Genomic DNA, 11,903 nt, shown 5'->3' with positions numbered 1-11,903 from the left:
CGCTGAGACAACGATGCCGATAGAAAAAAATGATGGACAGGAGGCAAATCGGACTTGCGTCAGAACAGAGTATCTACAGCTCGGGCGATTGCAATATTCAGACAGCCTCTAACGCTCGCGGCCATTGTAGAGCACCATCGGCAGCAGCGGCGGCAGCCCCCGAGCAGCAGAATTCCGGATGGCTGAACAGCTCCTTGTAGCCGGTGTCGTGGTGCTTGACCATGGCCCCTTCCCCTGCTCTGACGGCGCATCAGGCTAGCGCCGAGCCTCAGCCCGCACAATCCCGCAGCGTCCGCGCGATTCCCTTCGACAGAGCTGCCCACCTCATCTGAGGAAAATCCTCCGGCTCCACCATGCCGTGCAATGGGAGACCCGACCCCGATGGGAGCTCGCAACGTCCGGTTCTCTGCCAGCAAGCGCTCCCTCTCCAAAATGATGCGGTACGCACGCTCACCACATCCTACGGAGAGACTGTCTAGGGGGAGACTGTTTGCTGGATCGCGTTCGTTTCACAGTCGGGTGGCTCCACGCTAGCCGCAACACCTGCCAAACGTTTCCCCAAGTCCGGTGATATTTCCTGTGCCTCACGCCATATCGCGCCGAAATGCATTCGCGCTAACTGTATTCTGGCTTGTTGCAGTGAAACTGAAATGATTCTTAGCCCTTCCGCATTGACCGCCTGGTCGACTTCCCAAAGCATCTGATCGTCCATCAATCCAAAATCGTAGGGCTTGTCAGCGAGCCGCTCTTTCGGCCATCTCGCCGCTTCGAGAAGCCTCACATTGATTCCTGATGTGATCTCACGCTCGATTCGATAACAGAGTCTAGTGTCCTTGATGAGGTCATAATCATCGGGGATGACGAATGTGCGTTCGATAATGAACTCACCACCGGAATATTGGATCCTTTTCGCTTGCGCTTCCAAATAACGGCGCGCCCGATCACACTCTCCCTGTGGTTGATCCGTCCAGATGACTACCGCCGAGATTCTTTTCCGCGCGGCATTGACAATGTCGACCGGTAGACGTTTCAGTGATGCGTCACGCTTGATGCTCAGATGGCGGTTCGAGAGGACGTCTTGCAGACCATCCACCTTGCTCCTAATCTCATTCTCATAGAGCTCGCGAATCTTGGGGTCCGGATAGATCGACTCCTTATCCTGATCCAGCCCCTTACTCACGCCATCGAGATCCACGGAGTCTGGAATGGGGAGTGAATCCATTGTGGAATCTGGAATGGGGAGAGATCTTCTACTGCTCCCCAAGGTCGCAATAAACCGATCCAGATCGGCGGAGACCTCTCCTTGTTTTCGCTGCATGCGCGTACAGGGTGCTGATTGCAGGGACTGCGTGTGCTTCACATGGGGATGGGCGCTGATGCGCAGGATCGCGTCATACATGTCGGAGAGTGGCGCCCTGAGCTTGATGATCGCATCCATTTCCGAGTCGCCATAGACGAGACTGGCTTCGACGACCTCTCTCATGTCCTGCAACGAGGACAATATCTCGCCCCATGCACGGACATTGACCGCGGCGAGCACGTAAACGACGGCAGGCGACTCTGGAGGAAAGTCCAACGCGGAGTCCCGTGCGAACCGCCGGTCAACGACGTTGGCTTCCGCAAGCCGTCGCGCCGCCGTCTCGATGTAGCCGAGCCAGATGTCGCCGAGTGTACCCGTGCCGCTCAAGATCCTTCCAAGCTGATCCTTGGCGACTCTCGAGGTCTTTCCCGTTGTCTGCGCGATGGCCTCCGCTAGGCGCCTCCTGGCTTCGTTCTCGTCGTCATCGATCGCTTTCAGCAGTGCCTTGAGGTTCATCAGCCGCCACGATTCCACGACCCGCCCCTCGCCAATCTTCATTTCCGACACCGACAGACCCTCCAGATTGACGTCGGTTACACCGACGTAAATGACTAAATCGCGAATGCGATATTAACAAGCCTACACCAAGGAGATTTGAGATGCAACGTAAGACCGACAAGAATCCGCGAATATGTTTATGTTAAATACGAAAAAGGCAAAATATGCGACATGACGGCCGGCAGGTCGTGCGACGATACCGACAGCATCAGTCTATTTTTATGTATAAATTACATAGAGTTGTGAATTGACATCGAGCGCGGATCCAACTAGAACGAATCTATGTGTGACGTGCGTGCGGCATCGGCGACGATGGTGGACCCACTTCGCTTGCTCCACCCGAGAGCGAGGCACTACCCCGGCACCCGGCATGATGATCAAGATTCAAAAGGAGAAAACATGGACCACGCGAGTCTCGCGCTGCTGATCGACGCGCTCAGCTTCGCAGCGCAACAACACCGGAATCAGAGGCGGCGCGACCCAGATGCCTCGCCCTACATCAACCACCCTATCGATCTGATCCGAGTGCTGTCGGTCGAAGGCGGTGTACATGATCCGCAGATCCTCTGCGCCGCCCTGCTCCACGACGTTTTGGAAGATTGCGCGACGGAGCCTCAGGAGTTGCTCGAGCGTTTCGGGGCTGAGATCTGCAATCTGGTCATGGAGGTCAGTGACGATACCGCTCTGCCGAAGGTTGAACGCAGGCGCCAACAGGTGCTCCGAGCACGCAGTGCAAGTCAGGGCGCAAGGCTCATTAAATTGGCGGACAAAATCTGCAACATAAGACAAATGCCCGTCAACTGGGATGACAGTCGATCGCAAAGCTACTTTGACTTCGCCGCGGAGGTCATTACCCAAGTCCGCGGAACGCATATGGGATTAGAGTCTCTATTCGACCAAGCCTTTGCGAATCGTTCCGCTGGTGGTGAATTTAATGAGCGGTAATAGTATCTCAGGCTCCCTGTAGGTCAGTGAGCGCGCAAATCCCATCGTAATCGGCAGGTTCTTCCGCAGAAATCGCCTTACCCAGAATCTTCTTCTTCTGCTGCTGGTTATGGAAAGAGGCCGGCTGAAAGCCGCCTTCGTTGAGAAAGTCGTCAATCAGGTAAACACGATGCAAGGGTTAATCGATGATTTCAGCACACACATGGAGGTTCTTCTGGGCGTCAGGCCAAGGCCTGTCGCGCTGGAAGAGAATGAATGTGTACGCCTCGAGGTGCCGCTCAACGCTGACGGCCAACAAATAGACACCTATATTCTGTTCGACCCTTCAAGCCAATTGCTGTTCTGGCGCGCGCCACTCCTGAAGAAGCGCAGCGAACAGCAATTGTTCCATTTCGGTGTACTGAAAGGGGAACCGGGTTACCTGGAGCTTTCTCAAGCCGCGGAGTTGGGGCGCCTCAGAACCACTGACGAGGAGGGACCGGTATTCGAGATCGCCTTGCCGTTCATCGAGACCCTATCGGAAAACACGGTACGTATTCTCCTTGTCGAAATGGGTTGGGCATTCACCCTTCAACGTGCTTGCATGTGGGCCGCGGATGGGGGCGACATGGAATTGAGTCCAGCCGACTGTGAGCCCGAGATACCGGACATGGCAAGCAAGGAAGAGCCGTCACCCAAGACAGTCCGGTCTGTCGCAAAAGGCCGCGTGGCGGAGATCGACCGCGCGATCAAAGAGGGAGATATCGCACTGGCTCGCCGTTTGAGCCGGGGTGGAGATATCGATATCCCTGATGCGGTCTAGCGGAGGTTATCTGATGAATGACCTCTTATTGTTGGCGAAGGCCTTCGCGCTGCGCGAGAAGGCCAAGGTCGTCGCCATGCCTCACCTGCTCCAGGCGTTGCCCTACGTCGAGGTCCAGGGCGGTAACGCGGCGCTGATGAGGCCCCTGAACGCCAAAACGAGCGCGCCTGATCCGGCGATCGATGCCGAGTCGATGGTCATCCGGGCGGGGGATGCATTCAAGCTGCCGCTGGACCGGCAGGTGCGTAACTGGGTTCGCAAGTTCAAGACGGTCGGCCTGGAAGTGCGTTTGAAACATCTCACCGGCAGCGGTCTGCCCTCGACCCTGGCAACCGCGGCCCGTATCCGATCTCGACTCGAGACCGACTTGCAAGGGCAGCCAGCCGTCGTGGAGGCGATATCGGTCTATCTTGCCGGGCATGGACATGACGACAAGGGGTTGCGTGGCGTCTATGTGTTCGCGGGTCCACCGGGGTCAGGTAAGTCCCATGCCGCCCACCTGTTGGCCGACGCGCTCGGTGGCTACCGAATCTGGGAATACGACTGTGCCGGTATTGATTCGGCGATCGAGCGCTTCGCCTTTGATGGCTCCCGCTCGGCCTTTCAGGGCGCCCGCCCGGGGGAACTCACCAGTTTCGTGCGCTTGAATCCCAGGACAGTCATTGTGCTGGATCATTTTGACAGGATGCACTCAAACGTGCAGTCGTTCCTGGCCCCATTGTTGGAATCCGGCTGGTTGACGGATCAACACGGTTTCTTCGAGGACGATGACAAGAACAGGAAACAGATCGCTCCGCCTGAGGTGGATTTTAGACACTGCCATCTGGTTCTGTGTGTCGAAACGGGTGCAGAGCTTTATGATGGGCCGGCCCTGCTCGACCGCCTGGAACGCGAAGGCGGCGAAAATCGTGTCGCCTCCGCGCTGCTGACCAGTCTGCGCCGCGCCCACAACCCGCTCTCGCAACCGCCGGGGCCGTGCTTCTCCTCCCCTGTCCTATCGCGTCTGGCGGCGCAAGGCGTTCTCTGCCTCTTCCGGCGGCTGGATTGGGCGGCGCTCACATCAATCGCGCGCAATAACCTCCGACTGGCCGTACAGCACTTTGAATCCACGCATGACGTCTGCGTCGACATCGACGGCAGCGAGGATCTGACCCGCCTGCTCGTCCTCGAGCATGGCGGCCAAGTGGATGCACGCCGCGTTGGGCTGCAAAGCCTGTCGAGACGCCTGTTCGAGCCGGTGATCCAGCATGCACTGAAAACGCGGTGCTGGTGGAGCAGGATTGCGATCACGGTGACCGATGAGGCTTCCATTGCCCTAGCCGACATCTTGCGCGCGCTGAGCGCGGATCCCGTGAAGACCCTGTTGCGCACCATGAAACGGGTCGAGCTCGACATCGATGTCAGCATCCAGGGCGAGACGCTCGCGCTGTCCGTCGTCAATCCACGCCTGGTCAAGATCGTCTCGGCGGATGACTTTCAGGGCGATGCGGCGCTGCTGGTCGAGGCGCCCGATGTTCGCTTCAACGATGTCGCGGGCATGGACAAGGTCAAGGCCGAGATGCGTCGCCACGCGCGGCAACTGCGCGACTGGGCCAGCCTGCGTGAGCAAGGCTTGCGACCAGCCGGAGGACTTCTCGTGTACGGCCCACCCGGCACCGGTAAAACGATGCTGGCCAAGGCGCTTGCTCACGAGGCAGGGCTCCCATTCCTGGCGGTCACCGGTGCCCAGATGCTCGACCTCGGTTTCCAACAAAGGGTCTTTGACCGCCTCAAGCGCTACGCGCCCGCAATCCTGTTCATTGACGAGCTCGATGCATTGGGTCATCGGCGCCAAGCCTTCAACCCCGCCGTCAATGCCCTTCTGGCTGCCATCGACGGCATCAGCAGCCAGATCGGCGAGCCCATCTTCGTGGTCGGCGCCACGAATTTTCCGCCGGAGCGGATCGATCCAGCCTTGTTACGCCCGGGGCGCATCGAGCTGAAATTCGAGATTGGGCCACTGGACCGCCAGGCGCGACGCAAGCTGTTATCGCCGCTGAAGGATCGCTTGTCGGCCGATGAGATCGAGCCGCTGGTCGACTTCAGTGCCGGCTTGAGCGGCGCCCAGCTTGCTGCCGCCATGCGCGAAATGCAGCTCGCCGAAGCCCTGGACGGGCGCGGCGCACGCGATGCGCTGGAATGGGTGGCCTTTGGCGAGCGGGTCGACTATGCCCAAGGCGTGCGGGAAGGCATTGCATTCCATGAGGCTGGCCATGCCGTTGCCCACATCGTCAATGGCGTCGGCCGCGTCGACTACGTATCGCTGACGGCGCGTGAAGCGGAGGCCGGGCACGTCTGGACATCCCGCGACACCATCTCTGCCGTAGGCATTCAGGCCACGCGCTCCACACTGGCCGCATTGATGGCCGGTCGCGTGGCGCAACGGCTGCGTTTTGCTGAGGCAGGCATCGACAACGGCGATGCCTCCGACTTGAAGCAGGCCACCCGCCTCGCCTATGAGGCTGTCGCGCATTGGGGACTTGATCCCGAAGTCGGCGCCGTACACCTAACGCCCACAGACTCCGGCATACGCATGCCGGGTCTCGAAAAGCAGGTCGAAGCCCGTGTCCGGATCTGGCTGAGCCAGGCAGAGGACGATGCCAAAGCATTGCTCAATGCTCACTGGCCGGCGGTCGAGGCGGTCGCCGCAGCCCTATTGGACCAGGGGGCGCTGGCACATGATGCGCTCTACGCGCTAGTGACAGAGGCCTCCCCTGAGGCGTGCAATGAACGGAGGAAATCATGAGGCCCAAATCTGAAGCCCGGAATCACCCTCGGATCCCTATGATCAACGGCGAGGACTTTCCGCTGTGCGTCCGACGTCAACTGGCTATGACGGCCAGCCGGGATTCCAAGGATGAGAGCTGCTTCGATGATGCTGTGGTCACTGGCCTGCTGGGCAGTCTGTCACTCGATTTCTCTGAGAAATGCCGAGTGGTGGATACCCCATTGAGCCGGTTTCAACATGACAGCCTGCTGGATGTATGGCGCGATGAGGCGGAAAAGCTTGCGCTCATGGCGCACCACTATCCCCAGGACATGCTGCCCCTAATCGCGAAAACGGTTTTTGTCGGCTTTCGGCTTGCGAGCTACAAGGGGTTGTCATTGTCTTCGGAAGTTGAGGACGCGCTTGCCTGTCGCATGGCTCGCCATGCGGGACGCAGCGGCGCGGCAAATCTACTGAGGGGCTTGCCCGATTCATTCTGGTTAAAACGCAATTTGTGTTCATGGTATTGGCGGCATCTGCTACCTCGGGATCATGCTGCCTGGAAGGCTGCGCCACCCATCTCCTCAAGTACGGGCTCGATCTGACGCAATCAGCCGATGAGCCGTCGAGGGAAGAACCGCAGCCAATCGGCTTTTGGACTTTGGACAAAATAGGGCACCCTGCTCGATCCCCAAGAGGGGTTAGAGAACCTTACGGATAGGCTGACCGCTGAATGCTAAACGAAACACCATCAATGTGCCTTCAAGTGAGCCAACACGGCAAAAAGGTTGTCCGCGCGCGGATTGCCCTGCTTACTGAGCATCTTCAATGATGGACGACCATGCGGATTGACGCCTGTCAAAGCCAGTTGAATGCCGAGGGAGAGCTGATCCTCGACTTGCCGTATCCCGCCGAGGGACGGTTGCGGTATGGCCCCTGGGCAGCGGGACTGCCGGTCGCGCGCTGGGACTCGGGAGGCTGGTGTCCGGAGTCGCTCGATCCAGGAATCCCGCTGCTCCAAGCGGCCCAGCAGGCGCGAGGCGAAGAGCCGCTGTCTGCCTTTGTCGCCCCGATTCCGCTGTCAGTTCGTCTGCGCGCCGAGCGCTATTGGACTTGTCAAACGCACCTGCTGCAATGGATTGCGACGCGACGCGCGGCAGCGGACTTGTTTGCGCAAAGCCCCACCTTATTGTGGTTGCTGCTCGTCACGGCGCATCGGGCCGGCTGGTCCGAGACCATTGTCGACCAGCTTCTGGCACGGCGGCGGTCCTCCATTCTGGAGGAACTGACTGGGACCGGTGCGGAAGCGGCGGTGAAATTCATCGACCGGATCGAGTTGTTGCATGGCGATCATGTTGAATATGCATTGATCCTGAACTTTTTAGACCGCCACCGCGAACCGCTGTGGCGCGAGTTCAACCAGTGGCCCAGGATCCCGGTCCATGTGCTGGCGATCCGCTTGGACTATCCCGCGTTGGCTGGCATGCGGGTGCTCAAGACGTTGGGAAACCACCGCTATCAACGACTCACGGACGCCACGGCCGCTGTTGCCCAGAAGCAGTCTCTGTGGCGAGATACGCGCAACCTCGGGGCTTTACTCCACATTGCCGATGTCGATCAGGTGCTCGCGCAGTGCGCGTCGTTCGAGGCGCTGGAGCGCTTACATGATCGCTGGATGCAGCGGGTCAATCGACAGCCGACGTTGGCGCGTCGGCGTGGCTTGGCGTTTCCGCCACCCCCGTTGCCGGGCACCCCGGTGATTCAGCCCATTCTGAACGCGGACGACTTAGCGAAGGAAGGGCGCGACATGCGGCATTGCGTCGCCAGTTATGCCGGGAGGGTCCGGAATCGCCGCTGTTACATTTACCGTCTGCTCGAACCCGAGCGCGCGACCATCGAAATCGTGCTGGGTGGGGCGGAGCCGACCATTGGTCAGTTCAAACTCGCCGGGAACCGTGAACCAAGCCCCGCGTCGCGGGAGGTGGTCGCTGTGTGGTTGAAGTATTACTCATAATAGAACACGCCTTCCGAGGGAGGTTTCCCAGATGGAGGCGCAAGACCAAAAATGTCGCCAAAGCGAGGTGACGAAGGCCATGAAGCCGGCGACAGGTCGTCGCGATGCTGGCCGGTCAACGCCCCGAGGGCATCATCTGTTGCATCGCACCCATGGGGTTGATCTGTTCGATCTGTTTTCCGCCGCTTTGGATCATCGCCGACATCCGGTCTACGCTCGCTCGCATTCCCTGCATGTCCGACGCCATCCCGTCGACCCCAACCCGAATGGCTGCCACCTGCTCGGAGAGACCGCTGATATCGCCCCCCATCCGGTGCATGTCGACGGCCATGCTGGTGATGTCTTCGGTCATGCGCTTCATGCTTTCCGACATGGTGTACATGATCTCAAGCAGAAACGCGAAGGAGGCAGCGACAAGCAGCCCGCCCAAGGCAACAAGAAGGGCACGGAGCGCGAGTGGCATGGCGAGATCTCCAATGGTGACCGGTCATTCTCAGGCCGGCTTTCGTGATCTGCAATCCTTCGTGCTGTCCGCCGCGATCCTGGCCTCGATGATGGCAGCAAAGACAGGGGCCGCAAATGCCGCAGACTCAGCCATCATGCCTGGATCCAGCACTTCGTCAACCGCCACATCCCTTTCCTCCATGCAGACGGGGTGTTCCAGGTCATTCAACTGTTAACGATCAGTGATTCTGAAAATGCGCGTTGGTGGGATGCCTCCACAGTCGGCAAAAATTCATTGGCTATGGTGGCCTATCCCCATATCTCCTGACGCGCTTCGTGTGCGGCACTACCAGCTCTTGATCCAGCTCCTAGGCGCCGGCGGTCGCTCGATTCACGGGTCCGTAAACTGGCGGTGCAAGTGCTTGAGCGGGTTATCCTGATCGACTTATGGGTAAAACTATGGGCCTATCCCAGAAGCGGGAAAATCGACAGATGTCAATCGCCAGCCGCGTTGGTATCGGCTTCCCGAATCCTACTGGCCAGCGGGCTCCTGGCCATGCTCATCGTTTCAGGATTTGGGGCTGTGGTCAGTCGGCCCAGTCACGACCTCGCCACCTGGGACGATTGAGCTTCAGGCGATTCTCGCCCCATTGCGCCAGAAGATCAGGCAACGGCATCACCTCGATGTCGTCTTCATCGTCGAGGCCCTGAAGGTCGGCGATGACTGGGCCTGGGTCGAGGTACGGTCCCAATCGACATTTGGGCGCCTTTTTGCGTCAGATCGAACGAGCCCGCCAGCGCATAAGTATGGGGCGTTACCCTATTTCGGAATCGCGTTAGAAAGAAAAAACGTCAAGGGTGAGAAACCGTCTCTTACGGCAAGTTCAGCATAGTAGGAAAGCCATTGTTCCCCGCTCCATACCCATACAAGTGGCATCTTGAGCGTCCCGTCGCTGTAGGTAGGGACAAACTTTCCGCTGTAGACCATCACGATCTGGTAGAGCGGATCGCCGAAAAACCCTTCAAAAGACTGCCTGGAAGTGATTAGAAATCCTTCTGATTCCGCCCACGCAATGAGATCTTGATATTCAGTTTCGGTTAGGCCGTGGTATCCGTAGGCAGTGAAGTCGTCGGATGGAACTTTGGCGAAAACGCCCCGAAACTCGTCAAAGAGTGCACGTCGTCCCGCAATCACCGTGGGGTAGTAGCCATCAGCGATTAACAAGTCGTAAACCTTCTGGAAGTCGCTGTGATTTACGATCCATCCCGTGTCCCGTATTTCGTCTTGAGCTAGAGCGCCAAACGGGAAGCCTCCAAAAACCACTACAAGCAACCAGGGCTTTAAGTAATTCGCCATAAACCCTCCTGTCCTCAATGTTTTGTCTTATCAGAAACACCGGATTGTGGGCATCGGATAAACATTCCAATCGCCACTGCACGCCCAGATGGCTGAAACTTAACCGTAGCGCTGGCTTGCTGAACGGTCAAGAACCGACGGAGGGACTGACCGACATGGCCGGTGGTGCAAAAAGCCTGTGCATTGCTATGCGACTTGACTGTAGATCGGGTAATTTCTCAATAACTCACGACACCGGCTCAGCGGCCAAGATCCGTTCGCGCACGATCTCGGACAAGGGCGGGATGGCACCGACCTGCTCGATGCGGTCGTTGAGGTAGCCCCAGCAGGAGATCCCGCGTTTTCGGCAGGTCTTCTTGAGGCTGGCGAAGGTATCACGGCAGCGGCGCCCCAGATCGCTGCGGGTCCCGCCGCTGATCTTGCACCATTTCACATCGCTGCGGATGTCGTTCTCGCTGCCGTTGGTATGCAGTGGGATGTCCAGGGCTGTGAAGGTCACGAAAAGTGTATGCGCGTAACCGCTTGATTTACCTGTTGCGCGCTGCCTCGAATCCGGTGCTGACCACCGGCGCACGGCCTGGTGACCTGCGTAAGATGCTGATTATAAAAGCTGTATTTTCGCACCTTCAAAGCCCTGAGTGGGATGTCTTGACGCAAGAGCACCAGGAGCAGCTGACCCTGATGGGCCTTCAGGCGCCTGGAGGGTCTGACTGAAGATGACTTCAGAAAAGCGCGCGCAGATCCGCGACGGCGGCGAGATCGGGGGGCGCTGGTAGGCACTGAGTTCGGCATAGCTCGTAGGGCGGATGCCCGATAGGACGATCCGCCATCACGGTGCCAACTAGAAGAGTGGAACCGCTCTCGCGTTCCCCCCTACGCGGGCTATTCTATCGGCAGCTTGCGTCGGTGGATCGCGCAATCGCGGCGATAGACGTCAATGACGCTTCCATAAGGTATTCCCATTTCCTCGGCCAGCGATTGGAAATACTCCATAGTGTCGACATCCAAATGCATCGTCACCGGTTGGGTAAGCTGTTTGATGAAAGGGTTTTTCCGACCTTTCATCTTGGAGAAGTCGTCGTGGTCTCTCATGATCGTTGCAACCAATAAGCTCGCTCCTCATCTTTGTCGGCCTTTCGCGCCGAGATGATGCGAACGACTGTTCTCCTCGCGCCCTTTCCGCTGAGGCAAAAGGAAAGACCAGACCCCGTTTACAAAAGGAAAGACCAGACCCCGTTTACAATAACTCACGACACCGGCTCAGCGGCCAAGATCCGTTCGCGCACGGGTAGTGCCACAATCTATAGGATGGCGAGAAATTATTACGCTTTTAAATCAGAGGCTTAAGAAAAAGGTCATCCTATAGATAAGGGCACCACCTGAATCGTTACTTAACTCCTGACGTAACGGGCATTCGCATGAGTTCCGACGCCCCATCGCGCCGCGCACTGGTCGCGAAGCCCCGCGTCGGAACCGCCAGCGTGCAAGCGCGAGTTCTAGCGAAAGCAAGACTCCTCGCGCCCTTTCCGCTGAGGCAAAATGTCCGGAGCCCCCTCATCTGGGGGGGGGAAATCCTCTGGCTCCACCATTCTGTGCAGTGGGAGACCCGACCCCGATGGGAGACCCCGGCCAACGGCAAGGCCGGCATCCCCTGGAGTTAGGTGATTTCCGAATAACAGTTTACCCGGTTAAGATGGGATTTACTCAACAGACTGACCCTATCGAGTCCGACCATGT

Annotated in this window: 11 protein-coding genes; 5 read left to right on the top strand and 6 right to left on the bottom strand. The window is 58.3% G+C overall.

Features of this window, described 5'->3' with window-relative positions; genetic code table 11:
• Positions 1 to 475: 475 nt before the first annotated feature.
• Positions 476 to 1,867, bottom strand: coding sequence for an Lrp/AsnC ligand binding domain-containing protein (locus tag G3480_RS22455; RefSeq protein ID WP_164656275.1), 1,392 nt, complete (start codon positions 1,865 to 1,867; stop codon positions 476 to 478).
• Between the two features lie 390 nt (positions 1,868 to 2,257).
• Here G3480_RS22455 and G3480_RS22450 point away from each other — a divergent pair, with 390 nt between their 5' ends.
• The 5 genes from G3480_RS22450 (at position 2,258) to G3480_RS22430 (ending at position 8,365) form a co-directional block, all read left to right on the top strand.
• Positions 2,258 to 2,803 (top strand): HD domain-containing protein, encoded by a 546-nt coding sequence (locus G3480_RS22450; RefSeq protein ID WP_164656273.1) that lies wholly within the window; start codon positions 2,258 to 2,260, stop codon positions 2,801 to 2,803.
• 109 nt (positions 2,804 to 2,912) lie between these two features.
• A complete protein-coding gene (locus tag G3480_RS22445; protein ID WP_164656271.1) occupies positions 2,913 to 3,605 on the top strand; it encodes a hypothetical protein in 693 nt (230 codons plus the stop codon).
• 13 nt (positions 3,606 to 3,618) lie between these two features.
• Positions 3,619 to 6,390 carry an AAA family ATPase gene (locus G3480_RS22440; RefSeq protein WP_164656269.1) on the top strand — a complete coding sequence of 924 codons (2,772 nt, stop codon included), beginning with the start codon at positions 3,619 to 3,621 and terminating at the stop codon, positions 6,388 to 6,390.
• A gap of 38 nt (positions 6,391 to 6,428) precedes the next feature.
• The gene (locus tag G3480_RS22435; protein ID WP_164656267.1) at positions 6,429 to 6,956 is read left to right on the top strand and encodes a hypothetical protein; all 528 of its coding nucleotides are present in this window, start codon (positions 6,429 to 6,431) and stop codon (positions 6,954 to 6,956) included.
• Between the two features lie 236 nt (positions 6,957 to 7,192).
• A complete protein-coding gene (locus G3480_RS22430; protein ID WP_164656265.1) occupies positions 7,193 to 8,365 on the top strand; it encodes a PcfJ domain-containing protein in 1,173 nt (390 codons plus the stop codon).
• A gap of 115 nt (positions 8,366 to 8,480) precedes the next feature.
• Here G3480_RS22430 and G3480_RS22425 read toward each other — a convergent pair whose 3' ends face one another.
• The 5 genes from G3480_RS22425 to G3480_RS22405 all read right to left on the bottom strand — a co-directional run bounded on the left by G3480_RS22425 (position 8,481) and on the right by G3480_RS22405 (position 11,273).
• On the bottom strand, positions 8,481 to 8,828 hold the full coding sequence (locus tag G3480_RS22425) for a hypothetical protein (RefSeq protein WP_164656263.1): 348 nt from the start codon (positions 8,826 to 8,828) through the stop codon (positions 8,481 to 8,483).
• Between the two features lie 568 nt (positions 8,829 to 9,396).
• Positions 9,397 to 9,561: a hypothetical protein gene (locus tag G3480_RS22420; RefSeq protein WP_164656261.1), complete on the bottom strand. Its 165-nt coding sequence runs from the start codon at positions 9,559 to 9,561 to the stop codon at positions 9,397 to 9,399.
• 68 nt (positions 9,562 to 9,629) lie between these two features.
• Positions 9,630 to 10,166: a hypothetical protein gene (locus G3480_RS22415; protein ID WP_164656260.1), complete on the bottom strand. Its 537-nt coding sequence runs from the start codon at positions 10,164 to 10,166 to the stop codon at positions 9,630 to 9,632.
• A 226-nt stretch (positions 10,167 to 10,392) separates the two neighbouring features.
• Positions 10,393 to 10,665, bottom strand: a complete 273-nt coding sequence (locus G3480_RS22410; protein ID WP_240905984.1) for a hypothetical protein — start codon at positions 10,663 to 10,665, stop codon at positions 10,393 to 10,395.
• A 383-nt stretch (positions 10,666 to 11,048) separates the two neighbouring features.
• Complete coding sequence (locus tag G3480_RS22405) at positions 11,049 to 11,273, bottom strand: BrnA antitoxin family protein (RefSeq protein ID WP_240905983.1); 225 nt, start codon at positions 11,271 to 11,273, stop codon at positions 11,049 to 11,051.
• Positions 11,274 to 11,903 lie beyond the last annotated feature (630 nt).

The sequence above is a fragment of the Thiorhodococcus mannitoliphagus genome (assembly GCF_010915725.1).
Lineage (GTDB): Bacteria > Pseudomonadota > Gammaproteobacteria > Chromatiales > Chromatiaceae > Thiorhodococcus > Thiorhodococcus mannitoliphagus.
This window is presented reverse-complemented; position numbering and strand designations above follow the sequence as displayed.

Coding starts and splice junctions, on each gene's coding strand:
- G3480_RS22425 (WP_164656263.1), bottom strand. CDS start 8,828: ATGCCACTCGCGCTCCGTGCCCTTCTTGTTGCCTTGGGCGGGCTGCTT.
- G3480_RS22440 (WP_164656269.1), top strand. CDS start 3,619: ATGAATGACCTCTTATTGTTGGCGAAGGCCTTCGCGCTGCGCGAGAAG.
- G3480_RS22435 (WP_164656267.1), top strand. CDS start 6,429: ATGATCAACGGCGAGGACTTTCCGCTGTGCGTCCGACGTCAACTGGCT.
- G3480_RS22450 (WP_164656273.1), top strand. CDS start 2,258: ATGGACCACGCGAGTCTCGCGCTGCTGATCGACGCGCTCAGCTTCGCA.
- G3480_RS22415 (WP_164656260.1), bottom strand. CDS start 10,166: ATGGCGAATTACTTAAAGCCCTGGTTGCTTGTAGTGGTTTTTGGAGGC.
- G3480_RS22445 (WP_164656271.1), top strand. CDS start 2,913: ATGGAAAGAGGCCGGCTGAAAGCCGCCTTCGTTGAGAAAGTCGTCAAT.
- G3480_RS22430 (WP_164656265.1), top strand. CDS start 7,193: ATGCGGATTGACGCCTGTCAAAGCCAGTTGAATGCCGAGGGAGAGCTG.